The 24,606-nt window shown below is 61.3% G+C and carries 20 protein-coding genes; 9 read left to right on the top strand and 11 right to left on the bottom strand.

Annotation, left to right across the window (positions count from 1 at the left end):
- The first annotated feature begins 255 nt into the window (after positions 1-255).
- The gene (locus LNV09_RS07765) at positions 256-1,728 is read left to right on the top strand and encodes a WS/DGAT domain-containing protein (RefSeq protein WP_263556519.1); all 1,473 of its coding nucleotides are present in this window, start codon (positions 256-258) and stop codon (positions 1,726-1,728) included.
- On the opposite strand, the gene LNV09_RS07760 is transcribed toward LNV09_RS07765, so the two are convergent.
- Positions 1,671-2,735, bottom strand: coding sequence for a peptidylprolyl isomerase (locus LNV09_RS07760; protein ID WP_263556518.1), 1,065 nt, complete (start codon positions 2,733-2,735; stop codon positions 1,671-1,673). The two genes, LNV09_RS07765 and LNV09_RS07760, sit on opposite strands and share 58 nt — an antisense overlap.
- A gap of 751 nt (positions 2,736-3,486) precedes the next feature.
- On the opposite strand from LNV09_RS07760, the gene LNV09_RS07755 reads away from it, so the two are divergent.
- The 3 genes from LNV09_RS07755 (at position 3,487) to LNV09_RS07745 (ending at position 9,579) form a co-directional block, all read left to right on the top strand.
- Positions 3,487-4,152: a hypothetical protein gene (locus LNV09_RS07755; RefSeq protein ID WP_263556517.1), complete on the top strand. Its 666-nt coding sequence runs from the start codon at positions 3,487-3,489 to the stop codon at positions 4,150-4,152.
- A gap of 482 nt (positions 4,153-4,634) precedes the next feature.
- On the top strand, positions 4,635-8,177 hold the full coding sequence (dnaE, locus tag LNV09_RS07750; RefSeq protein WP_263556516.1) for a DNA polymerase III subunit alpha: 3,543 nt from the start codon (positions 4,635-4,637) through the stop codon (positions 8,175-8,177).
- Positions 8,178-8,265: 88 nt separating this feature from the next.
- Positions 8,266-9,579 (top strand): patatin-like phospholipase family protein, encoded by a 1,314-nt coding sequence (locus tag LNV09_RS07745; RefSeq protein WP_263556776.1) that lies wholly within the window; start codon positions 8,266-8,268, stop codon positions 9,577-9,579.
- Here the strand turns inward: LNV09_RS07745 and LNV09_RS07740 are convergent.
- Positions 9,567-9,857, bottom strand: coding sequence for a ComEA family DNA-binding protein (locus LNV09_RS07740; protein WP_263556515.1), 291 nt, complete (start codon positions 9,855-9,857; stop codon positions 9,567-9,569). The two genes, LNV09_RS07745 and LNV09_RS07740, sit on opposite strands and share 13 nt — an antisense overlap.
- Before the next feature lie 4 nt (positions 9,858-9,861).
- Positions 9,862-11,598 carry an ATP-binding cassette domain-containing protein gene (locus LNV09_RS07735; protein ID WP_263556514.1) on the bottom strand — a complete coding sequence of 579 codons (1,737 nt, stop codon included), beginning with the start codon at positions 11,596-11,598 and terminating at the stop codon, positions 9,862-9,864.
- Between the two features lie 144 nt (positions 11,599-11,742).
- Between LNV09_RS07735 and LNV09_RS07730 the strand changes: the two genes are divergently transcribed.
- From LNV09_RS07730 to gmhB, 4 genes are all read left to right on the top strand, one after another.
- Positions 11,743-12,312, top strand: a complete 570-nt coding sequence (locus LNV09_RS07730) for a D-sedoheptulose-7-phosphate isomerase (protein ID WP_263556513.1) — start codon at positions 11,743-11,745, stop codon at positions 12,310-12,312.
- A 73-nt stretch (positions 12,313-12,385) separates the two neighbouring features.
- A complete protein-coding gene (gene rfaE1, locus LNV09_RS07725; RefSeq protein ID WP_263556775.1) occupies positions 12,386-13,285 on the top strand; it encodes a D-glycero-beta-D-manno-heptose-7-phosphate kinase in 900 nt (299 codons plus the stop codon).
- 59 nt (positions 13,286-13,344) lie between these two features.
- Entirely contained in the window at positions 13,345-13,788 is a 444-nt protein-coding gene (locus LNV09_RS07720; RefSeq protein ID WP_263556774.1) for an adenylyltransferase/cytidyltransferase family protein, read from the top strand.
- Positions 13,789-14,340, top strand: a complete 552-nt coding sequence (gene gmhB / locus LNV09_RS07715) for a D-glycero-beta-D-manno-heptose 1,7-bisphosphate 7-phosphatase (protein WP_263556512.1) — start codon at positions 13,789-13,791, stop codon at positions 14,338-14,340. It begins immediately after the preceding gene.
- Here the strand turns inward: gmhB and LNV09_RS07710 are convergent.
- Positions 14,337-15,632, bottom strand: coding sequence for a glycosyltransferase (locus LNV09_RS07710; protein WP_263556511.1), 1,296 nt, complete (start codon positions 15,630-15,632; stop codon positions 14,337-14,339). The two genes, gmhB and LNV09_RS07710, sit on opposite strands and share 4 nt — an antisense overlap.
- 3 nt (positions 15,633-15,635) lie before the next feature.
- Between LNV09_RS07710 and LNV09_RS07705 the strand changes: the two genes are divergently transcribed.
- Positions 15,636-16,523, top strand: coding sequence for a DUF5672 family protein (locus LNV09_RS07705; protein ID WP_263556510.1), 888 nt, complete (start codon positions 15,636-15,638; stop codon positions 16,521-16,523).
- Here LNV09_RS07705 and LNV09_RS07700 read toward each other — a convergent pair.
- From LNV09_RS07700 to LNV09_RS07670, 7 genes are all read right to left on the bottom strand, one after another.
- A complete protein-coding gene (locus LNV09_RS07700) occupies positions 16,506-17,630 on the bottom strand; it encodes a glycosyltransferase family 9 protein (protein ID WP_263556509.1) in 1,125 nt (374 codons plus the stop codon). The genes LNV09_RS07705 and LNV09_RS07700 overlap by 18 nt on opposite strands.
- A gap of 6 nt (positions 17,631-17,636) precedes the next feature.
- The gene (locus tag LNV09_RS07695) at positions 17,637-18,719 is read right to left on the bottom strand and encodes a glycosyltransferase family 9 protein (RefSeq protein ID WP_263556508.1); all 1,083 of its coding nucleotides are present in this window, start codon (positions 18,717-18,719) and stop codon (positions 17,637-17,639) included.
- A complete protein-coding gene (gene lapB, locus LNV09_RS07690; RefSeq protein ID WP_263556507.1) occupies positions 18,706-19,851 on the bottom strand; it encodes a lipopolysaccharide assembly protein LapB in 1,146 nt (381 codons plus the stop codon). Before lapB ends, LNV09_RS07695 begins: the two co-directional genes overlap by 14 nt.
- Positions 19,841-20,146, bottom strand: a complete 306-nt coding sequence (locus LNV09_RS07685) for a lipopolysaccharide assembly protein LapA domain-containing protein (RefSeq protein WP_263556506.1) — start codon at positions 20,144-20,146, stop codon at positions 19,841-19,843. The genes lapB and LNV09_RS07685 overlap by 11 nt, the downstream gene beginning before the upstream one ends.
- 42 nt (positions 20,147-20,188) lie before the next feature.
- The gene (locus LNV09_RS07680; RefSeq protein ID WP_263556505.1) at positions 20,189-20,515 is read right to left on the bottom strand and encodes an integration host factor subunit beta; all 327 of its coding nucleotides are present in this window, start codon (positions 20,513-20,515) and stop codon (positions 20,189-20,191) included.
- Between the two features lie 135 nt (positions 20,516-20,650).
- Positions 20,651-22,372: a 30S ribosomal protein S1 gene (rpsA, locus tag LNV09_RS07675; protein ID WP_263556504.1), complete on the bottom strand. Its 1,722-nt coding sequence runs from the start codon at positions 22,370-22,372 to the stop codon at positions 20,651-20,653.
- 168 nt (positions 22,373-22,540) lie between these two features.
- Positions 22,541-24,568 (bottom strand): bifunctional 3-phosphoshikimate 1-carboxyvinyltransferase/cytidylate kinase, encoded by a 2,028-nt coding sequence (locus LNV09_RS07670; RefSeq protein WP_263556503.1) that lies wholly within the window; start codon positions 24,566-24,568, stop codon positions 22,541-22,543.
- Positions 24,569-24,606: the final 38 nt, after the last annotated feature.

The raw sequence follows: 24,606 nt of genomic DNA, 5'->3' as shown, positions 1-24,606 counted from the left end.
GTAGCGAGCGCCCGTCAGGCAAGGCGGACGGAGCACAGAAACCGCAACGTACTCCCTGTACGTGAGGATTTCGAGCACCCGGCCAACGACGCATGGCGGGCGCGCAGTAGAAAGATCTCTCGCTCTGGGGGCTTTCCCGCCTCTCCGAATGGAGGGTACGCAAGGCCAATAGCTTGGCTCGCAAAGTCGGTCGCCTGGGCTCAGCTGCCGCCATCATCGGCAGCTGCTAAAACAAGCCGAGCAAGGGGCGTCAAGATGCTGGACCAGAGACCGCGTGGCGAGGGCGCATGTGTGCCGGTGCATGAGCCAATGCATGAGCCGATGTCGCGGCGCGACTATTGCTGGTTTCGCATGGACGGGGCCAGCAATCTGATGGTCATCAACAGTGTGTTGATGTTCGAGGGCGCGCTAGATTTCGATACCTTGCGTGCGACGCTAGCGCAGCGCCTGCCCAACTACGCCCGGTTTACGCAGCGTGTCAGTGTGCGGCGGCACGGCTTGCTTTTCAAGGCCAGTTGGGTCCATGACCCTGACTTCGAGATCGCGCGGCATGTGGCCTTCGATGCCGCGGCCGCGCCAATCAGCGAGGCACAATTGCATGCCTTGCTCAGCGGCCAAGCCTTGCAGCCCTTGGACAAAGCCCGGCCGCTCTGGCATATGCAGGTTTTCAAGCGCGCGGCCGGCGGGTTTGCGATCGTGTTTCGCCTGCACCACTGCATCACCGACGGCCTGGGTCTGGTTCATGTGCTGAAGCATTTGACGGACGACAGCATGCATCACGACGGCCAAGCTTCGATGGAATGGCACCCGGCACATGCCAAGCCGCAAGGCCAGGCTTTGCTGTGCAAGCGCGTGCACCGGGCGCTGTTTTGGGCCCGGATCAGCGCCCAGCTCGCCCGTTTGGCCCTATTGATACCGGACCCGCGCAGCTCCTTGAAGCGGCCGCTGAGCGCCGAGAAATGCTTGTTGCAGTTGCCGGCCATGCAGCTTGAGCTGGTGCGCGGCATCGCCAAGAGTATGCAGGCCACCGTCAACGATGTGTGGGTGGCGGCGGTGGCGGGCGCGCTGCGTGCTTATTTGCAAGAACGCGGCGAGCCGGCGGCCAAGAGATCTCTGCGCGCGGCGGTGACCTTTAGTTTGCGCAACAAGGGTGACGCCTTTTTGCTCGGCAATCATTTCGGGCTGGTGGCCGTGGATTTGCCCAGTGATAAAGCCAGCGCCCTTGAGCGCCTGACCCTGGCCAGCGCGCGCATGAAGGCCATCAAGGCCTCGCATCAGCCGCATGCGACGATGTTCTTTTTGAGTCTGAGTGGCTATCTGCCGGCGCGCCTGCAAACCGTCTTGCTCAAGCTCTTCACGGCCAAGGGTTCGGTCGTCTTGACCAATGTGGAAGGCCCGCCGCAGCCGCGCTATTTGGCCGGCTCGCTGCTGCAAGACGCGATTTGCTGGGTACCGCAGGCGGGTACTTTTGGCGTGGGCTTTGCGCTGATGTCGTATGCGGGGCAAATCCAGATCAGCATGTTCGCCGACCGAAGCCAAGTCGCCGATCCGCAGCGCTTGATGGACTTGGTCGGCGAAGCTTTTGTCGAGCTGGAACAGCAAACGCGCTTCAGCGCATTGGACCTTTTGCCTCGCCATCTAGCCGCGCCATCAAGCCTTGCTGGCGGTGACTACTTGGTCGGCGGAGTCGGCCGGGTCGGCGGGTTGACGCCGCACAGGTCAACATGATTGGGGTTGTGCACAAACCAGCCACCGCGGTTGCGCCTGGAGGCCAATAACTCGGTCCAGGTGTCGCTGTCGGTGCGCAGCACTTGCAGGGCAGGGCGCTCTTCAAGCGGCATATCGGCCAACAGTCGAGCGCGCTGAATCGGCTGGCGCTGCTCGGCTTGCTCGTAAAAACCCATATTCGGGCCGCCGCGCTGTATGCTGGCCAAGAGCTCCATGCCCTTGAGCACACGCCCGACCACCGTGATATTGAGGTCCAGGCCGCGCGGCGCCTGACCAATCACCGCATAGAGCTCGGCGCCCGTGCTGGAGTCGACCGCGTCGCCGCGCCCCGCGCCAACCGCCCCATAGCAATGCGCGAGCCAGGCCCGGCCGGACTTGGGGTCGGCGGCGACGGGGAAGCCGTCGACAAAGCCCGTGACCGAGGCCCAGCCGTCCAGATCGGGCAAGCGTGCCAGCGGCAGCCCTTTGAGCGGCACCGAAAACTCGGCCGGCAACTTGGGTGAGGCCGGCCCCAAGGGCTTGGCCAATGCCGGGTCGTCGGCATTGGGGTCGCCCCATTGAGTGACAAAGTTATCTTGCACCCGCACGACGGCCAGACCGTCGTAGTAGCCGCCATGGGCTAGCGCGCGGATATTGAGTGTGTGCAGTGGCGCGAAACGCGGCGCCAGCTCAATCAAGACCTGACCCTTGACTTGGCCCTGTGTCAATTCCATCAGCAGCGTGTTCTCGGGGTCAAGCCCGCGCCAGTGAGCATCGGGTGACTGCGCCAATATTTCAGCGCCGCTGCGGGGCTTGGCGCTGGTACTGATACTGCTGCCGGGCTTGGCCGCGACCGCTGGTTTGGGTGCCACTGCCGGCTTGCCGGCGGGCTTCTTCTTCACTGGGGCCGTTGGCTGGGCCGGCGTCTTCTTGGCCGTGTTCTTGTAGCTTGTCGTGGCGCCGGCGCCGGTGCTGATCAGCAGGGCCGCGCTCAGCAGCGCAATGAGGGGGGTGAGTTTTGTTGGCATCTTGGGGTCTTCTCCAGGTGCGGCAGCATACGTCCTTTGCGGGGTGGTCTCCGAGGTCGAGTCTCTAACTTGTAGGCAAGACTTGACCCGTTCGGCGATTCTTTTATCCGGAGCGACTCGGCGCAACTGCTCGCTCGGCACGATGCCGGGAGTTCGGCCCGGCGGCCGACCTTCTTTCTTGTGCGCCCAAGAAAGAAGGCAAAGAAAGCGCCCCTGCCGCATGGCCCTGCGGGTTCGCTCGGATGCTCAAATTTGCCGGGCCGCGCCCAACTCACTGCGCTACGCTCCGTTCAAACAAGGGGCGCGAATCCAGTTCTTGAAGTCGCTGCGCGACGCCCGGCAAATTCTCCGCGCCTCGCCCATGCAGAAGGGGTGAGTACCCAAGAACACGGCTCGCTGCGCGTCGCCTCGAAGGGTGCTGCGCTGCGCGCAGGCACCTTGCAAGTCGGTGCCCCGCCTCTCAAGTCTTGCCGATATTTTGAGACCCCGGCTTTCGGTGGCCAAATGGGACGCCGAAATGTTTGGGGGGGTATTTTTTCACCTGACCCTGGCCTTTACGATTCGCGTGGAATCATGACTTTCACTGCTTATGAATGCGTGGAACTTGACGGGCAGAGGCAGCGAAAATGAATTGGAAATGGGTATGCAAATGACGGAGTTTTAACGTGCGTTGAAGGGTGGTGGCATCGATGAGACTGAGGCGAGTGGAGGGCTGACCAGGCTACCTTCCCTACGGAAACTGTCACTTGCCGTGCTTGGACTGACTGTAGCGCTAACGCTCTTTGGCTGTGGGCCATTCGAGCAGCAAAAGGCCGAACAGCGGCGGATCGACTGCTTGAACAAGCCATGCGAAGGTGACGTCGTTCCGAAGGTAAGCGCCGGCAACGAAGCCATGAAAGTCGGCGGGCGCTATTTTTCTGTGCCCAAAGCCTATCGAGACGGCTTTACGGGCGTGAACTTTTATTGGCCCAGCAAAACGCCGAACACTGGCCCCCCAACCGAAGGAGGGGCGTTCCCCGAGAAAGGTCAACGCTTCTATGAAGCAGCGATTGAGCTTTTCTTTGTCGATGAACCGGCCCCGATTGAACTCAGCGACATGATCGCAATGGCCGAGAAGAAGGGTCGACCCGTGACCCTCGTCAGCCAATCAACAAACCTTGATGTTGTGACTGTTCAACTTCGAGAACAGCCGACCGAGTTGAGCACGATCTACATCGCAAAGTGCGCGAGCTATCCATCTGGCAAACCGGCGGCAATGGGGTGTACACATGCCAGAAAAGATGACCGATGCTCGGCCTACTTTGCCTGGGGCCAAGGTATGCATATCAGCGTCCGATTCAACCAGGGGCATGCCCAGGATTGGCCGCAGATCTACGCCGAGATCGAACGTGTCTTGGCGCTAGTGAAACCACTTTGAAAATCCACACCTCTCGGGGTCAGATCCCAAAAATATAGTGAAGACCCGACCCTCAAGCCATCGACTGGCGAGGTGCCAGCGCGCTGCGCGGCACCCATCGAGGCGATGCGCAGCGAGCCGAGTTCTTTGGAGTTCACCCCTTCTGCATGGGCGAGGAGCGCAGAATTTGCCGGGCGTCGCGTAGCGACTTCGAGAACTGGCTTCGCGCCCCTTGTTTGAACGGAGCGTAGCGCAGTGAGTTGGGCGCGGCCCGGCAAATTTGAGCATCCGAGCGGACCCGCAGGGCCATGCGGCAGGGTCGCCTTCTCTTGCCTCCTTCTCTTGGCGAGACAAGAGAAGGGGGTCGCCCGCCGGGGCGAACTCCCGGCATCGTGCTGGTAGCGTAATTCAGCCGGAGCCGAACACACAGCAGATTCCCACCAACCGGCTGCAGCATGCCGCGAAGACCATGGCAAAAACGATGCCTCCTTACAATCACGCCCATGGCCTTTGTTCACTTACGCACCCACACCGAATTCTCCGTCGTTGACGGCACCCTTAGAATCGACGACGCCGCCTCCGCGGCCGCCAAGGACGGGCAAATCGCCTGCGCGATCACCGACCTGGCCAACCTGTTTGGCGGCATCAAGTTCTATAGCGGCATGCGCAAGAAGGGCGTCAAGCCGATTCTGGGTGCCGATTGCTGGCTGGAGCCGGAAGGCTCGGACAAGAACCCCAGCCGCTTCTTGCTGCTGGTGCAAAACAAACAGGGCTATCTGAATCTGTGCGAGTTGCTGTCAAGGGCTTGGATTCAGAATGTGCAGCGCAACCAGGCCTGCCTGAAATGGGAATGGCTGAGCGAGTTGAACGAGGGCTTGATCTGCCTGTCGGGCGCGCAGTTTGGCGGCTTGGGCGCTGCCTTGTTGGCCGGTGACAGGCCGCGCGCACTGGACTGGGCCGGGCGCTTCCAAGAGATCTTTCCACAGCGTTTTTATATCGAGTTGCAGCGCGCGGGGCTGGCCGGGCAAGAGGCGCTGGTGCAGGCCAGCGTGCCTTTCGCTGCCGAACTGGGCTTGCCGGTCGTCGCCACGCATCCGGTGCAGTTTTTGGGCACCGAGGATTTCGAGGCCCATGAGGCGCGGGTTTGCGTGGCCGAGGGCGAGACGCTGAGCAACCCCAAACGCATCAAGCGTTTCTTGCCGGGCCAGTACTTTCGCAGTCAGGCCGAGATGGAGGCGCTGTTTGCTGACATTCCCTCGGCGATTGCCAATACGGTGGAGATTGCACGGCGCTGCAGCCTGAGTCTGGTGCTGGGCAAGCCGCAGCTGCCGGAGTTCCCGACCCCGCTGGTCGATGGCGTCAAGATGACGCCCGATGATTATTTCCGTTATGCCTCGCACGAGGGACTGAAAGAGCGGATGGTGCTGCTCTATCCGAACGAGGATAAACGCGCCGAGCAGATGCCACGTTACATCGCCAGGCTGGAGTTCGAGCTCGAGACGATTGTGAAGATGGGCTTCCCCGGCTACTTCCTGATCGTGTCGGACTTCATCTGGTGGGCCAAGAACAATGGCTGCCCGGTGGGGCCCGGCCGGGGTTCGGGCGCGGGCTCGCTGGTCGCCTATGTGCTGAAGATCACCGACCTCGACCCGTTGCAATACAACTTGCTGTTCGAGCGCTTCTTGAACCCGGAACGGGTCTCGATGCCCGACTTCGACATCGACTTCTGCCAGGGCAACCGCGACCGCGTCATCGACTACGTCAAGGACAAATACGGCCGCCCGGCGGTCAGCCAGATCGCCACCTTCGGCACCATGGCGGCCAAAGCGGCGCTGCGTGACATTGGCCGCGTGCTGGGCATGGGCTATGGCCAAGTCGACTCGATCGCCAAGCTGATTCCCGCACCTCCGGGCAAGACGGTGACGCTGGCCAAGCTGCCGGAGAACTTCGATCCCAGCAAGGAAAAGATGATTTACGCGCGCCATGAGGCGCCCGAGATCGATCAGCGCGAGGCGCAGGAAGAAGAGGTGGCCGAGCTCTTGAAGTTGGCCGCTCGCGTCGAAGGCATGGTGCGCAATATCGGCATGCATGCCGGGGGTGTGTTGATCGCGCCGGGCAAGATCACCGACTTCTGCCCGCAATACCAGCAGCCCGGCTCGAACAGCGCGGTCAGCCAATACGACAAGGACGATGTCGAGGCGGTGGGTCTGGTCAAGTTCGACTTTTTGGGCCTGGCCACGCTGACGATTCTGGAGTTGGCGAAAGACTTCATCATTGCCCGCTACCCGGAGCAAAAGAACTTCAGCTTCGAGACCATTCCGCTCGATGACCGCAAGACCTACAAGCTGTTCTCGGAAGGTCTGACCGAGTCGGTATTCCAGTTTGAATCCAGCGGCATGCAGCGCATGTTGAAGGATGCCAAGCCTTCGCGCCTGGAAGATCTGATCGCGCTGAACGCGCTGTATCGGCCGGGTCCAATGGACCTGATCCCGACCTTTGTCGCGCGCAAGCATGGCAAGGAAGTGGTGGTCTACCCGCATCCCTTGACGGAGCCGGTGCTGAGCGAGACCTACGGCATCATGGTCTACCAGGAGCAGGTGATGCAGACCGCGCAGGTCTTGGGCGGCTATTCCCTGGGCGGCGCCGATATGCTGCGCCGCGCGATGGGCAAGAAGAAAGCCGAGGAGATGGCCGAGCACCGGGCGATCTTCCGCAAGGGTGCGGCCGTCAACGGTCTGGACGAGGCCCAAGCCGACGAAGTGTTCGACTTGATGGAGAAGTTCGCCGGCTACGGTTTCAACAAGTCGCATGCTGCCGCCTACTCTTTGCTGGCCTATCACACCGGTTGGCTCAAGGTGCACTTCACGGCCGAGTTCTTCGCCGCGAACATGACGATTGAAATGGACGACACCGACAAGCTCAAGGTCTTGTTGAATGACGCCAAGCTGTTCGGCATCACTTTTGAGCCGCCTAACGTCAACCTCGGTGTGCACCGGTTCGAGCCGATTACCAACAAGCTGATCAATTACGGGCTGGGTGCGATCAAGGGCACCGGCAAGGGCGCGATCGACTCGATCGTGGCGGTCCGAAAAGCCGGTGGCGAGTTCAAGAGCTTTTACGACTTTTGCAAGCGCATCGATCGCAAGGCGGTCAATAAGCGCGTGGTTGACGCGCTGATCAAGGCCGGCGCATTCGATAAGCTGGAGCCAGACCGGGCGCGTCTGCTGGCCAGCGTGGCGCGCGGCTACACCCATGCCGAGACGCAGGAGGCGAATGCCGATCAAGGCGGGCTGTTCGACTTTGGCGATTCACATGCATCGAGCACCGCCGAGCCCGATCTGGTCGACGCCGCACCCTGGAGCATCAAGGAGCGGTTGACGCTGGAGAAGACAGCGATCGGCTACTACCTGAGCGGTCATCTGTTCGACCAAAGTGGCGAAGAAGTGCGCCGCATGGTCAAGCGCCGGGTCGCCAATATCGAAGACGCGGCGCAGAGCCGGGAAGTGGTGATGCTGGCCGGCATCGTCAGCGATCTGCGCGTCATCAATGGCAATCGGGGCCGGGTGGCGATCTTCAAGCTTGACGACAAGAGTGACTTCATCGAGGCGGTGGCCAACGAGGAATTGCTGAACCTGCACAAGGATTTATTGGTCGACGACGAGTTGCTGATTCTGCAAGGCAAAGTGCAGATGGACCGCTTTGCCGGCGGCTTCCGTTTCAATGTGCAAGCGGTCTGGGATTTGGCCGGTGCACGCGCGCGCTTTGGCAAGTATTTCTATGTGCCGGTGCGCAGCAAACTGCCGGCGCTGCAAGACATCATCCGGCAATGGCCGGCGCGGCTTGTGGATGGCGAGCAGGGTCAAGTTCGGCAGGGCTTGAAGATGACCACTCACCATTTCTTGTGCGGCGAGCAAGAAGGCGCGGAGTTCAAGATCGAGTTGGGCGAGGAGAGTCGCTTTTGGCCCAGTGATGAGGCCTTGGCGCAACTCAGGCTCGCTACGCTTGATCCGCAAGGTGGGCCAGTGTCGCAAATCATCTACGACTGAAGATCCTGGGCGCTCTACCGCTTGTTTTCCGCCTTTTTTGAAGGCTTGAGCCGCGACAAATAGGCGATGATTCATGCCATTGCCGACCATGCCTAACGCCAACTCACCCCTCAACACAGCTTCGAGGCCATCCGTGGGGCCTTGCGGACTCATCCTCACCGGAGGCGGCGCGCGTGCGGCCTATCAGGTGGGTGTGCTGGCGGCGGTAGCGCAGTTGCGCCGCGACGCGGGTTTCAGCGGTTCCAGCCCCTTCCCCATCATCGCCGGCACTTCGGCGGGCGCCATCAATGCGGCCACCCTGGCCTGCCATGCGGATGATTTTGATGGTGCCGTGGACGGCTTGGTGCATCTGTGGCAGAACTTGCATGTCGACCAGATTTACAGCGCTGACGCCTTTGGCATCATTCGCACCGGTGCCCGTTGGCTGAGATTGATGAGCTTGGGCTGGGCGGTTGCGCGTTGGCGGCGCACGCAGCCTCGCAGCCTGCTCGATAACTCACCGCTGGCCGCGCTTTTGCATCGCTGGATTCAGATGGAGCGCCTGGACGACATGCTGGCGGCTGGCCATATGCATGCCTTGGCGATCAGCGGCTCCAGCTACACGTCCGGCCAGCACGTTACGTTTTATCAAACTCACAAGGCCATCACACCTTGGCTGCGCTCGCAGCGCATTGCAGTGAGGGCACAGTTGACGGTTGAGCACCTGACGGCCTCGTCTGCGATTCCATTCATCTTTCCGGCTCAGTCGCTTGATCTGGATGGTCAGTCCGAGTGGTTTGGTGACGGCTCGATGCGCCAAAGCGCGCCGATCTCGCCGGCCATCCACCTCGGCGCCGAGCGCATCTTGGTGATTGGTGCGGGCCGCATGCATGAGCCGCCAGGCAGCCGACGCGCCGCCTTGGTCACGGGCCACCCCAGCATGGCGCAGATCGCCGGTCATGCCTTGTCGAATATCTTTCTGGATGCGCTGGCCGTCGATGTGGAGCGCTTGCAGCGCATCAACAACACGCTGTCGCTACTGCCGCAGCAGGCCCGCGAGGCGACGCCTTTGCGGCCGGTAGAGGTCTTGGTGATTGCGCCCAGCCGGCGTCTGGATGACTTGGCGGCCGAACATCAAGGCAGCCTGCCGCCGGCCATCAAGGGCCTCTTGCGCAGCGTCGGAGTGGTGGGCGAGGGCAAGGGAGCGAGCGGCTCGGCCTTGACCAGTTATTTGCTGTTTGAACCTTCGTTCACCGGTGAGTTGATCAATCTTGGCATGAGTGACACTTTGGCCAGGCGTGCCGAGGTGCAGGCCTTTTTTGGCTGGCCGGCGCAAGCTTTGCAATGCGACCCGGCCGCCATGCGGCGGCGCAAGGCCGGCTTTGCCGAGACCTTGCCCGGCGCTTTGACTCAATCGGGGTAATCCAATCCGTTCACGCGCAGGCCAAGTGCCGAGAGTTTTTTGGCGCTGGTCGGGCCAATGCCGCGCACCCGTTGGCGCAAATCGGCCCAATCGCTGAACGCCATCTTGGCCCGCTCGGTCAAGATACGCTCAACCAAGTTCGGCCCCAAGCCGGGCAACGATTCAAGTTCGGCCCGGCTGGCTTGATTCACTTCCAGCGCTTTGATCTGGGCCCGCAAGCCTGGCGTAAATCCACAGAAGGTGATGATCAGCCAGCTGCGCCGGCGCAGAGCCTGCATTGGGCTATTCGCCGTGCTGCGCCCGCACCATCGCGGCATAGGCGCCATCGTGCTCGATCAGCTCGGTGTGCGAGCCGCTCTCCAAGACCCGCCCGGCGCCCAGCACATGGATGGTGTCGGCCGAGCGAACGGTGGACAGGCGGTGCGCAATCACGATCAGCGTCTTGCGCCCCTGCCACAGTTCCAAGGCTTGTTGAACCGCGCGTTCGCTTTCGGTGTCGAGAGCGGAGGTGGCCTCATCAAAAACCCAGACCGGCGCGTCCCGGTAGAGCGCGCGCGCGATCGCCAGTCGCTGGCGCTGGCCGCCCGATAGCTTGCTGCCATTGGCGCCGATGATGGTGTCCAGCCCTTGCGGCAGGCCCAGCGCGAAGTCCCACAGATTGGCGGCACGCAGGGCCTGCTCCAACTTGGCTTCATCGCGGGGCTGGGCATAGGCGATGTTGTCGGCCACCGAGGCGTCAAACAGCACGATGTCTTGCGACACCACCGCAAACTGGCGGCGCAGATTGCCCTTGCGAAGTTCGCTGACCTCAACCCCGTCGAGCATGACACTGCCGGAATCGGCCTGGCCAAAGCCCAGCAGCAGATGAACGATGGAACTCTTGCCGGCACCCGAGGCACCGACCAGGGCGGTGGTTTGACCGGCTGCGAACTTGAGCGTCAGCCCATTGAGCGCCGGGCGATCGGCGTCAGGGTAGAGCAGATGAACATCCTGCATCTGGATCTCGCCCTTGCAGTCCTGAAGTTCCTTGGTCCCCTTGTCGGGCTCAACCGGCATGTCCAGCAAACTCATGCAGCCGCGTGCGATCACCAGCGCGCTGGTGATGGGCGGCATCAGGTCGCTGAGATGGCGCAGGCGTGAGGTCAGCAAGAGCAGGCCGGTGATGAAGGCGGCGAACTCGCCCACGCCGGTATTGGCTTGGCGCGCCTGCAGCAAGGCCAAGCAGACGATCAAAGACAAACCCCAGCTTGCGACGAACTGCGACAAGGGCTGCGTCATGGCTGCCGCCGCTGCCGACTTCAGGTTGTTGCGCTGCACCTGCCGGGCCAGCGCGTTGAATTGAGCCCGCTCATGGTCGGCCGCATCAAAGCTGCGCACCACCCGCCAAGCGCGGGTCAGATCGTCGACCTTGTTGACCAACTGCAGCTGCGCGTCATAGGCAAGGCCGCCGAGCCGGCGCACGCGCGTGGCGACCTTGCGCATGACGAAAGCCATCAAGGGCGTTGTGATCATGGACAGCAGCGTCAACTGCCAGTTCAGCATGATCAAGTAGCCCAGAATCGCAATGGCCGGCAGGCCATCGCGCAACACGCTGATGAAGGGGTTGGTCAGCGTGCCCATGATTTGCTGCGGGTCGTTGACCACTTTGGTGACCGCTGTGCCGGGTTGCAAGCTGGTGAAGACGCGTGCATCGGCCTTCAACAAGGCATCCAGCAGCGCACAGCGAAAGTCCATCACCACCCGTGTAACCGACCAGTTGAGCAGGTACTGCCCCAAGAAGCCGAGCAAGCCACGCAAGGCAAACAGGCCAATCAACACGACCGGCACCCACCACACCGAAAAGGAGCTGCTGGCGAAGCCTTGACCGAACACGGTCTTGATCAGGTGCGGAATCAGCGGCTCGGTGGCCGCCGCTGCGGCGTAGGCCAGCAAAGTCAGCGAGAGGCCGGTGCGGTAGGGTTTGACAAAGCGCATCAAACGCTTGGCAACGGGTTTGAGTTCGGAAGGATCAGTCGTCATGGCGAAGGATTGTCGCTGGCATTTTGGGTCTGGGCCCAGCCGCCATTGCAGGTCTGCCTGCGTTGATAATGGCGTGATGTGAATGGCCCACAGCAGATCACTGCAGCGCCCGAGCAACTCTTTACTTTTCATGGATTTTCATCAATGAATTCACTGTTTTTGCGCAATCTTGCCGAGCATCAGCAACTGATGACCGTGTTGCACGACTTGGACCCCGCTATCGCCCAGGCCGGACAACATTTGGCCAAGGTGCTCACGCAGGGCGGCAAGATCATGTTTTGCGGCAACGGGGGTTCGGCCGCTGACAGCCAGCATCTGGCCGCCGAGTTGACCGGCCGCTTCATCAAAGATCGCCGCCCGCTGGCGGCTATCGCGCTCAACACCGATACCTCGGCCTTGACCTGCATCTCGAATGACTACGCCTTCGAGCAGGTGTTCGCACGCCAGCTGATTGCGCTGGCGCGTTCGGGCGACGCCTTGGTGGCGATCTCGACCTCGGGCAACTCTGCCAATGTCTTGCGCGCGGTCGAGGCGGCCAAGGCGGCCGGCGTTTACACGTTGGGCTTGTTGGGACGCGATGGCGGCCAACTGCGTGGCCTGTGCGACGGGTCAATCGTGGTGCCGCACCAGGTGACGGCGCGGATCCAGGAGGCGCATATCTTGATCGGCCACACCTTGTGCGGTTTGATCGAAGCCGAACTCGGCCTGGACTGAGAGGGCGGGGACTGTGACTAAGAACTTACTTCAAGGCCTGCAAAGTTTGCCGACGCGCGAGCAGCTGGCGGCCATGCGCGTGTTGGTGGTCGGTGACGTGATGCTGGATCGCTACTGGCACGGCGCGGTCGAACGCATCTCGCCCGAGGCGCCGGTGCCGGTGGTACGCGTGGAGCGTGAAGAGGAACGCTTGGGCGGTGCGGCCAATGTGGCGCTGGGCGTCAAGATGCTCGGTGCGCGCACGACCTTGTTGACCGTGGTGGGGCGTGATCAGCCTGCCGTCAAGCTGCGCGAGCTACTGCATGCGCAGGGCGTGGAAACGGTCTTGCGCGACGACCCCAAGCTGCAAACCATCGTCAAGTTGCGCGTGATCGGTCGGGCCCAACAGTTGCTGCGCATCGACTTCGAGAACGAACCGGATCATGAGCTCTTGGGCGAGATGACCGACGCATTTGAGCAGCAGCTGGCCGACCATGACTTGGTGCTGTTCTCCGACTACGGCAAGGGCGGCCTGGCACATATTCCGCAGATGATCGCGCTGGCCCGGGCGGCCGGCAAGCCGGTCCTGGTTGACCCCAAGGGCAGTGATTTTCAGCGTTATGCGGGCGCGACCGTGATCACGCCGAACCGGGCCGAACTGGCGCTGGTCAGCGGCCAGTGGCGCAGCGAAGCAGATTTGAAGGCCAAGGTTGATGCACTGAGAGAGGCGATTGGCGTCGAGGCCGTCTTGCTGACGCGCTCGGAAGAAGGCATGACGCTATTTGCCGCTGACGAGGTCAGCCATGAGCCGGCGCAGGCGCGCGAGGTGTTCGATGTGACCGGCGCCGGCGACACGGTGATCGCCACTTTGGCGGTGATGATGGCGGCGGGTCTGAGCATGGATCAGGCGATGCGCTGGGCGAATCGGGCCGGGGGCATCGTGGTGGGCAAGTTCGGCACCGCGACGGTCAGCTATGCGGAGTTGCAAGCTTGAGCGCGACCTTGAATTGGGCCTTGCAGGACAAGCTGCTGGACGCTACAGCACTGGATGACATGGCCTTGGCGGCTCGGTTGGCCAGCCTGCCGCGGCCGCTGGTGTTCACCAACGGCGTGTTCGATATCTTGCACCGCGGCCATGTCAGCTATTTGCATGCGGCGCGCCAACTGGGTGGCAGCCTGATTGTTGCGATCAACACCGATGCCTCTGCGCGCGGTCTGGGTAAAGGCCCAGAGCGGCCGATCAACCGCGAGCTCGACCGGGGTCTGGTGCTGGCCGGACTGGCGGCGGTAGACGCCGTGACCTTTTTTGATGAGCCCACGCCATGCGCTTTGCTCGTGCGCATTCGCCCCGACATCTACGTCAAGGGCGGTGACTACGATATGGAGCTGCTGGAAGAAACGCGCTTGGTGCGTTCCTGGGGCGGCCGGGCCGAGGCGCTGTCCTTTGTCGACGGCTACTCGACCACGGCTCTGGTGCGCAGCTTGCGTTTGAGCTGAATGAAGGCGGCCTTTTTGGATCGCGACGGCGTGATCAATATCGACCACGCCTATGTCGGCCGCTGGGAAGACTTTGAATTCGTGCCCGGCGCAATCGATGCCATGCGCCTGCTGCATCAGGCCGGCTATGCGCTGGTGGTGGTGACCAATCAATCGGGCATTGCGCGGGGCAAATACAGCGAGGCCGAATTTCTGCGTTTGAGTGAGCGCATGAGTGAGTTTTTGCTGGCGCAGCAGGTGCCTCTGGCAGCGGTTGAATATTGCCCGCACCTACCCGACGGACAAGTGCCCGAATACCGGCGTGATTGCGATTGCCGCAAACCGGCGCCGGGCATGATTTTGCGTGCGGCGCGACGCTTGCAACTGGATTTGGACGCATCGGTCTTGTTTGGCGACAAGCCCTCCGATATCGAGGCTGCGCAGGCGGCCGGGCTTGGTCGTGCCTTCTTGGTCGCCAAAGACGGTCGCGGTGAGCCGGCTGGATTGCCTGTTGGCCTTGCGGCCGAGCGCTGCGGCAGTTTGGCGCTGGCGGTGTCGGTCTTGCTGGCCTAAACCGCTTCCAAAGGCCGACCGGCGCGTTCCAGCAACTCCGCGCTGGCCTCGGCCCAGGTCCTGATTTTTGCTGTCTTGATCAAAGCCTCGCGGGCTTGCAGGGCGGCGCCGTCATTCAGGTAATGGTTGAGCTTGGCCAGCATCTCATCTTCGTCATAGGGATTGAAGTAGTCGGCATAGATGCCGGCCGCCTCGGGGATGGATGTGGCGTTGGAGGCCAAACAAAATTTGCCGTAGGCGACCGACTCCGCAGCGGGCAGCCCATAGCCTTCGATGGTGGACGGGAACACGGTGAACAGGCAGTTCTGGTACAGAGTGTTGAGCAACTGGTCGGATGCTTTTTCCAACAAGATCAGCTTGCCCGTCAAGGCCTTGGCATCTTTAAGATAGTCATGGAATTCGCGATAGCTGCCGCTGAGTTCACCCAGCAAAACGAGCTTCACGCCGCCGTCAGCGCCTGTCTGTACCAGTTTGTGCCAGGCCTTCATCAAGCGGATCTGGTTCTTCGAGGCCGCAACCCTGCCCACGCATAAGAGATAACGACCAGGCTCCAGGCCCTCAGGCAAGGCGGTCGGGGCCAAGCCCATCGCATTGATGTTTTGCCCGAAGCCGAGTTTTACGACCGGCTTCTCATAGCCGACAAACTCATGCATGTACTTGATGATCTCGCCCCGGTTGTAGTCGGAGCTGGTGAAGAAGCGGTCGAAGGTCTTGAAGGCATCGATGACAAAGGTCAAAAAGCGCTTGGCAGTGCCGGCTTGTTTTTCGCCCGGAATCGGGATCATGTCGTGAAGAAAAAGCTGCGGCCGGATGCCGTAGCGGTCCTTCAAGCGCTGGATATTGGCGACATAGCCCTCCATCGTCCAGTCTCTCCCGATGCTGAGCAGCGCATCGCCCGGCTTGAAGTCCGGGCTTTGAGCGGGGCGCTCAAACAGCCAGCGCTGGGTATGAAAGCGCAGATGGCCGCCGACGGTGTGCAGCCAGTATTTGACCGGGCGGTGAGCGTATTTTTGGCTGTAGTCGGGCCAGGGAAAGAGCCGCGCGTTCGGGCACATCTCAAAAAACTTGCGCTTGTCCATCTTCACGCGGCTGCTCAGCACGTCGCCCATGAAGCGCACGAACTCGTTGCTGACCAGGGCCACATCGCGGCATTCCCGGCCGTAAAACATCAGGCATTGAGCCCCGTGGTCCAAGGCATTGACGGCATAGTTGATGTGCACGCGTTGAATACCGGTGACGGTGGTTTTGCGCCGGACCCACAGGATGAGATCGGTGACGTCAATGTAGATCATGGGATGATTCGATTCTCAGGAAACGGTGCCGATCGACAGCGGCGTATTTTGCGGCATAACTTGTATATGAACTCGTCCAAACCACAACTCAGCCAGGTCAGCTTGGTTTGCGTTGAAACTCGTCGTACCCAGTTGGCGCGCTATGCCTTGGAGCGCTGCATGGCGGCGGCATCCTTCAAGGAATGCTTGCTGTTGTGCACCAGCCGACAAGCTTTGCCTGCCACTATCGAACAAGTATTGATTCCGCCCTTCAGTGATATGGAAGGCTATTCATCTTTCATGTTGAAGGATATCGGAGACTATTTTTCTGGCGACTTTGTCCTGGTTGTGCAATGGGACGGATTTATTCTCAATGCGGATTGTTGGGACGATGAATTTTTGCAGTATGACTATATCGGTGCACCTTGGCCGCATCGCCCGGTTGCGGTCGGCAATGGTGGGTTTTCCTTGCGCTCAAGGCGTTTGATCGAGGCGCTGAAGAAAATTGATATTCAGCAGGTGCATCCCGAGGACTATGTGATTTGTGAGTTGCACCGCGAGCAATTGATCAAGGAGCATGGCATTAAGTTTGCGCCTATCGAGTTGGCTTCAAAATTCGCCTTTGAATTTATTCCGCCGAGCGGGCCGACCTTTGGTTTTCACGGTTTTGCCAATTTCCATGCCGTGTTCAAAGACCCGCAGTTAGCCGAGTATCTTGCGCGATGTGAGCCCGCCATGCTCCAAAACAGGGCAGCACGCAATCTTTTCAAGAATTTGTGCCGCACCGGGCGTCAAGCCACAGCGCAGCAACTGTTCAAGAAGAATATCCGCAAGACAGCCAGAGGCATTTACGACGCGCTTGGTTTTTATTGTTGGATGAAGTGGCGCCAGCTCTCAGGCCGGTTTGACTGAATCCAGAACTGCTGTGACCTGCTCGGCGGTGATCGCCTTGACCCAGTCACTGCGACTCAGCGTCGTGATCACGGTGCTGTTCTTCTCGTCAATCGGTGCCCATTCCGGGTTCTTCTGACGCATCAGGGCGATCACCGGAATATGCACCGCATTGGCCAAGTGCATCACTGCAGTTTCCACCGAGATGATCAAACTGCATTGGCTCAACATCGCCGGCAATTGGAAGAAGTTTTCTTCGGCGCTGAAGAGTTGCACCCGCTCCAAGCCCTGGGTGGCGAAATAGGCCCGCACCTGGGTCATCTGCTCGGGCACCACATTGACGACGAAACAAGTGTTGGCCCAAGCCGGTAGCTTGCGCATGGCCTGAATCAGCTCGACCACCCGGCTCAAGGGCCAGCAGCGCTTGTTGTTCTTGGCGAAAGGGTTGATGAAGACAGGCCGTACGGGCTTGTCGCTTGTGGCGGTAAAACCCCATTGCAGCAATTGCTGCTGGCTTGCGATCAACCACTTTGGCGGAACATCGAGAAAGGGGAAGCGTTCCTCTGCGGCCAAGTCCATGCCGAAGTACGAGTTGAACCAACCGTTGTAAATGCCCGTGATGTGCTGGCCGGCCTGCGTTCGCGCATCAGGATTGAGGGCGGCGTCGAGCTTTCGGTAGGCCCAGTGTCTGTGCAAGGCCAAGAGGCCGGGCTCATGCTTCATGCCGACCACAAAACCGCTCGGGCTGATCTCGCGCGCCAAGGCCGCATATAGATGCGGGCGCAAAGTGGCTAGAGACACGACCAGAGGATATTGCTGCTGCCGAGCTTCTTGAATCGATTGCTGATACAGCGCTGGGCTGTAGGTCTTGTCATAGGTCTTGGCGACAAAAGGGCAGGCCGCCAACCAGTCGTACAGGGCATATTTTTTGAGATGCACCCAATCCGCGGGTTTGCTGCTGCGGCGTAATTCGTCGACCCAGATATGCACTTCGATATGCGGAAAGTGCTTGGCAAAGGCCTGGAAAAAATTCTGCAAATAGGTGTAGTCGCCCAGCGCCAGGTGGGTGATGAACAGAATTTTTTTTGACTTCGCGAGCAGGTCGCTGGGCACGAGTTGGGATGACATAGGTTGCTAGCGGGTGTTCGCTTGTTGGACTTCGGCGCAGGCCTTTGAAACACGAGCCACATCCAACTGGCGCATGCAGTCATAACGGCCATGGCAAGTGGGCTTGCGGTTGCAGGGGGAGCAGGCCAGTCGCTCGTAAAGCACCTGGGTCCGCGCGTTGGGGCCGCGCAAATAGGGTGTGGTCGAGCCAAACAGGGCGACCGTGGGGATGTCCAGCGCGATGGCCATATGGGTCAGCCCGGTATCGACACCGATCAGCAGGCTGGCGCCCCGGATGGCGGCCACGGTCTCGTCGAGTTTGAATTGGCCGACCAAGTTGATGATGGCAGGGCTGCTGGCGGCGATACGCAGCGCCGCGGGCAAATCACCTGGGCCGCCGAGCAGCAGCGGCGTGAGGCCTTGGGCGAGCAAGGCTTCGGCGAGGCCGGCCCAATTGCCTTCGATCCAGTGCTTCTGGGGGCGGGTGGTGAAGGCCGCCAAGACCGCATACTTGGGGCCGAGCTTGGCTTGGCTCAAGAGACTGCGAGCCCGCTCTTGGGCCCGCACCCCCACGGCCAGATCCATCCGGTAGCTTGTCGGGTCGGCGCCGAGATAGACCGCCAGATCGCGGTACTCGTGTGCAACGAGGGGCAATGTGGCGTCAAGCCCTGAGCCTGCTGCGGGCCGTACGCTTTCATGCATCAAGTACTGGCTGGATTCGCGCGGCTTCAGGTTGACTCGTCTGGGTGCGCCCGTGAACCAGGCCATCAGGCCGCTTTTGAGCAGGCCTTGCGGGTCTATGACCAAGTCGAACTGGGCGGCGCGCAGGCTGGCTCGAAAGCGCAAGACTTCCCGTAAGGCCTGCAGCTTTTGGCCCTCACGCCACAGGGTCTTCCAGCGCGCTGTCGGCAACACAATCAGCTCATGCAAGCGCGGGTTATGTTCGAGCAGCGGTGCGGCCGCAGGCTCCACCAGCCAGCTTATACGCGCCTCTGGCCAGCGGCTGAGCAGCGCCGGGATCAGCCCCGAACTCAGTACGACATCGCCCAGGGCACTCAGACGGACGATCAGGATGCGATCTACAGCCTTGGGCGGGCTATTCGTCAACATGATGGGGTGGGTAGGTGTCCCAGTTCAGGCAGCCCGGGCATTGCCAGAAGTAATGCTGGGCCTCGAAGCCGCAGGCGGCGCAGCGGTAGCGCTGTAGCGGCCGCACGGCCCGGTCGATCGCGGTGGCGACCAAGGGTGCTTCTTCCTCGCTCAGCTTGAACTGGCTTTGCGTCAGCAGCAAGCGCGCGGCCGATAGATTGGGCTGCTCGCGCAGATGGCGGCTCAGGCGTTCGCGCTGCAGGTCTGCGGCCGGCTCCAGTTTGGCGATTGCCTGCAGTAAATGCATGCCGGGCGTGCGGCCATATTGATCACTCAGAATGGCTAAAGCGCGCTGCTGGCAGCCGCAGGTTTGTGCCGCTTCGGCAAAATCTCGCGCGACCAGATTGAAGGCTTCGGGGTTGACCGCCAGGAGCTCGGCATAAGCCGCCATCGCCAGTTTGGGCTGCCCCAGCCTGGCCTGTATCTGCCCGCCCAGCACATGGGCGCGCGCGGCATGAGGCGCCACCTTGCGGGCCTCGGCGAGCAAGGTCAAAGCTTCGTCGTCTTGATCGCGAGCTTGCGCTTCCAGCGCCAATTCGCACAGGTAATGCGCTATGCGAGTTGCAAAAGAGGCGGTGCCGGTCTGCTCCAAATGGCGCGCCACATCCGCAGCCTTGCGCCAGTCGCGCGTGCGCTCGTAGAGGGCCAGCAAGGCCAATTCGGCCTCGCTTTCGAACGGCGTGCCGGCGAGGGCGGTGAAGGCGGTTTCGGCGCGGTCAAACAGGCCGGCCTTGTAGAAATCTTGGGCCAAGGCGTGCTGGGCGCGCTCGCGCTCCGATCGGGGCAGATCGCCGCGCTGCAGCAGATGCTGGTGCACCCGCACTGCGCGCTCGTACTCGCCGCGGCGGCGGAAGAGATTGCCCAGTGCGAAGTGCAGCTCCGAGGTGTCGGGGTCGTTTTGCACCGCCTCGATGAAGGCATCAATGGCCTTGTCTTGCTGCTCATTGAGCAGCAGGTTCAGGCCTGTGAAATAGGCCTTGGGTGAGCTTTTTTGCTCGCGCTTCCATTGCCGGGTGTCGAGCTTGGAGGCCAGCCAGCCGATGGCGAAGGCTGCAGGCAGAGCGAAGAGCAGCCAGCGAAGGTCAAATTCCATCGCGGATCACGCTCGGCGGCTGAGCTTCGTCGACGCTGTTCATCGTTGCAGCTGTCGCGCCAGCGGCAGCAGGGCTGCGGCTGGCAATGCGGCGGTGGTGCCACCAAGCCGGCACCATGGCCAGCACACCCAGGGCACAGCCCATGCCGAAGGCCAGCAGGACCACGATCACCAAGGGCGAGCGCCATTCATGGCCGAAGAACCAACGCACGACGACTTCGTGGCTGTTGTTCAGCGCAAAGGCAAAAAGGGCAAAAAAGAGGAAGGCGCGGAAGGCCCAAACAAGGATACGCATTGCCCGGGATTCTAGTGCCCGCGCCGGCGTCCTTCAGCGCTGTCAGCCCTTAATCTGTTGCGCGGCGAGAACTTCTTTGTCTGCGCCATTGACCGCATCAACGCCTTCACGCAGCGCTTTGCCGGGCTTGAAGTGGGGCACCAGCTTTTCTGGAATCAACACCTGCTCGCCGCTGCGCGGATTGCGGCCCATGCGGGGCGGGCGCCGGTTGACCTGGAAGCTGCCGAAACCGCGAATCTCGATCCGGTGGCCACGCGAGAGCGAGTCGGACATCGCGTCCAGAATCGTCTTGACGGCGAACTCGGTGTCACGCTGCGCCAGTTGGCCGAAGCGCTCGGCCAGCAATACAACGAGGTCGGATCGGGTCATGTCTTGGTGGCTTCAGAGTTGGTATGTTTTCATAAAAAAGGCCCGCGCTCCTTGCGGAGGCGGGCCTTCTTGACTTGATTCGAAATTTGGCCCGACCCCGACCTAGACAGTGGGGCCGAGCCAAAGAACTTCGATTTAGCCTTGGTTGTCCAGCTTGGCGCGCAGCAAAGCACCCAGGCTGGTGGTGCCGGCGTTTTCACGCTCAGCTGTGGCCGACAGACGCTGCATAGCTTCTTGATTGTCGGCGTTGTCCTTGGCCTTGATGGACAACTGGATGTTGCGAGTCTTGCGGTCGATGCTGACGATCAGCGTCGAGACTTCGTCGCCTTCCTTCAGCATGGTGCGGGCATCTTCCACGCGGTCGCGGGAGATTTCCGAAGCGCGCAGATAACCCAGCACTTCGTCGGCCAACTCGATCTCGGCGCCACGTGCATCAACCGTCTTGACCTTGCCAGTCACGACCATACCGCGGTCATTGACCGTGGTGTAAGTGGTGAACGGGTCGCTGTCCAGCTGCTTGATGCCCAGGGAGATGCGCTCGCGCTCGACGTCAACGGCCAAGACCAGGGCTTCGACTTCTTGGCCCTTCTTGAAGTTGCGCACAGCAGCTTCGCCAGTCTCGTTCCAGGACAGGTCGGACAGGTGCACCAGACCATCGATGCCTTGAGCCAGGCCAACGAACACGCCGAAGTCGGTGATCGACTTGACGGGGCCCTTGACGCGGTCGCCGCGCTTGACGGTTTCAGCGAAATCTTCCCAAGGATTGGCCTTGCACTGCTTCATGCCCAGGGAGATGCGACGCTTGTCTTCGTCGATTTCCAGGACCATGACTTCGACTTCATCACCCAGGGTGACCAGCTTCGAAGGTGCAATGTTCTTGTTCGTCCAGTCCATTTCGGAGACGTGCACCAGACCTTCGATGCCCGGCTCGATTTCAACGAATGCACCGTAGTCAGCGATGTTGGTGATCTTGCCGAACAGGCGGGTGCTGGTTGGGTAGCGACGTGCGACACCGAACCATGGATCGTCGCCCAACTGCTTCAGACCCAGCGAAACGCGGTTCTTCTCGGCGTCGAACTTCAGGATCTTGGCGGTCAGTTCCTGACCAACAGTGACCACTTCCGATGGGTGACGCACACGACGCCATGCCATGTCGGTGATGTGCAGCAGGCCGTCGATACCGCCCAGGTCCACGAACGCACCGTATTCGGTGATGTTCTTGACCACGCCCTGAACGATGGCACCTTCGGCCAGCGTTTCCAGCAGCTTGGCGCGCTCTTCGCCCATCGAAGCCTCGACCACAGCACGGCGTGACAACACGACGTTGTTGCGCTTGCGGTCCAGCTTGATGACCTTGAACTCCATGGTCTTGCCTTCGTACGGGCTCATGTCCTTGACCGGACGTGTGTCCAGCAGGGAGCCTGGCAGGAAGGCGCGGATGCCGTTGACCAGAACGGTCAGGCCGCCCTTGACCTTGCCCGACACGGTACCGGTGACGAAGTCGCCCGATTCCAGGGCCACTTCCAGCGACAGCCACGAAGCCAAACGCTTGGCCTTGTCGCGCGACAGGATGGTGTCGCCGTAGCCGTTTTCGATCGCGTCGATGGCGACGGAAACGAAGTCACCGATTTGAACTTCCAGCTCGCCCTGGTCGTTCTTGAATTCTTCGATTGGCACGTAGGCTTCGGACTTCAGGCCGGCATTGACGACCACAAAGCTGTGCTCGATACGGACCACTTCGGCGGAGATAACTTCACCGGCGCGCAGGTCGGAACGCTGCAGCGACTCTTCGAACATGGCGCCAAAGGAGCCAGCTTCGAACGAAGTAACTTCGGCGAGGTTTTTGATTTTTGTCATGGTGTTTCCTGTGTCGGCGCGGCCAAGGCGTTTGACGGTCCGACTGTGGGTGTCTGACGTTTGACCGCCGGACGGGTTAGGTTGTGGATATCGCCGACTGCAGCGAACCTTGGCTTTGCACCAGGCTCAAAAGCCGAAGTCGGCGGGTTTCATTGAGCCTTTTCCGAATCAACGCTGATCCGAAAAAGGCCCCGCCTTGGCCCACCAAGCCAACACCAAATCCTTTGATTCCTCAATGGACAGGGCCGAGTTGTCGAGCGCCAGCGCATCTGCGGCAGGGGCTAGTGGCGAGGCCTTGCGGGATTTGTCCTGCAAGTCACGCGCCTCCAAATCTTGACGCAAGCCCGCGATACTAGCCGAAATCCCCTTGGAAATCAATTGCTTATAGCGCCTCTCGGCCCTGGTTTCGGCCGAAGCCGTGAGAAAAACCTTCAGTGCAGCATCCGGGAACACCGCCGTGCCCATATCGCGGCCGTCGGCCACCAGGCCCGGCAGGCGACGGTAGTCGAGCTGCAACTGGTTCAAAGCGTGGCGCACTTCGGTGTGAGTGGCAACCTTGGAGGCCAAGAGGCCGGTGGTTTCCAGGCGCAAGGCTTCGGTGATATCGATTTCGCCCAGCGTGACCCGGCCCTTGCGGAAATGCAGGTCGAGCCGCGCTGCGACCGCCGCGACCGCTTGCCCGTCGTCCAGATCGACGCCGGCGCGCTGGGCGGCCAGGCCGCTGGCACGGTAGAGCATGCCGGAGTCCAGCACCACATAGCCCAAGGCATGCGCCACTTCATCGGCCAAGGTCCCTTTGCCGGAGGCGGTCGGGCCGTCGATGCAGATGACGGGAATGTCTTTGCTGCGTGCCTTGCTGACCTCGAACAGGGTCTCGAAATAGTCAGGAAAAGTCTTGGCCACGCAATGCGGCTCAAGAATCCGCACCGGCACGGCCGGGCTGGTTTTACCCGCCACCAGACCGTTGAAGGCCGCCAGCGAAAAGCACATGGCGATGCGGTGGTCGTCATAGGTGTGGATGCTGGCCGCGTTCCAGCTCAGCAGCGGGTGCACGCGCAGCCAATCCTGGCCTTCCTCGACCGTCGCGCCGAGCTTGCGCAGCTCGGCCGCCATCGCGGCAATGCGGTCGGTTTCCTTGACGCGCCAACTGGCGATATTCGTCAACGTGGTCGGGCCGTCGGCGTACAGCGCCATCACGGCCAGCGTCATCGCTGCATCCGGGATGTGGTTGCAATCCAATTCAATACCGCGCAGCGGCCAGGCCCCGCGTCGTACTTCCAGCCAATTTGGCCCGGCTTCAACGCGCGCACCCATGGCCTGTGCCGCCTCGATGAAGCGCACATCGCCTTGCAGCGAGGCGCTGCCGACGCCTTCGATGCGCAGCGGTGCCTCGGTGGCGGCCAGTGCGCCCAACGCGACAAAGTACGAGGCCGAGGAGGCATCGCCCTCGACATGCACAGCCCCGGGCGAGCGGTAGTGACTGCCGGCGGGGATGATGAAGCGTTGCCAATCCTGGCGCTGCACCTGGATGCCGAAGCGCTTGAGCAACTCCAGCGTGATGTGGATATAGGGCTTGGAGATCAACTCGCCGACGACCTCGATCACTACGTCCTGTTCGCCAGCGACCAGCGGCAGAGCCAAGAGCAGGGCGGTCAGGAACTGGCTGGACACATCGCCGCGCACCTTGACTGGCTGGGCCAGGTTCAGCTTGGAGGGACCTGTGAGCTTTAAGGGCGGATAACCTTCTTGGCCCAGGCAATCAATCTGGCAGCCAAGCAAACGCAAGGCGTCCACCAAGTCGCCGATTGGCCGCTCATGCATGCGGGCGACGCCGCTGAGCTCGAACTCGCCGCCCTGCGTCGCGGCCAGTACGGCCAGTGCAGCGGTCAGCGGGCGCATCGCCGTGCCGGCATTGCCGAGGAAGAGTTGCGCCGCATCGACCTTCAGCCGCCCGCCGATGCCGGTGACTTGCAGCACGCCGTGGTCGGAGGTTTCGAGCCGGCAGCCCAGGGCCTTGAGTGAATCCAGCATCACGGCGGTGTCGTCGCTGTCCAGCAGGTCGTGCACCTCGGTCACGCCCTCGGATAAGCCGGCCAGCAGCAGCACGCGGTTGGAGATGCTCTTGGAGCCGGGCAGGCGCACGGTGCCGCCGGCACTGCGCAGCGGCGGCAGATCGAGGAATGGAATTTTGAACATGGTGGTCGACAAAAAGTTGGGGCTGCTGGGCAGCCGGG

Origin of the sequence: Paucibacter sp. B2R-40 (genome assembly GCF_025717555.1) — a bacterium.
Lineage (GTDB): Bacteria > Pseudomonadota > Gammaproteobacteria > Burkholderiales > Burkholderiaceae_C > Paucibacter_A.
This window is presented reverse-complemented; position numbering and strand designations above follow the sequence as displayed.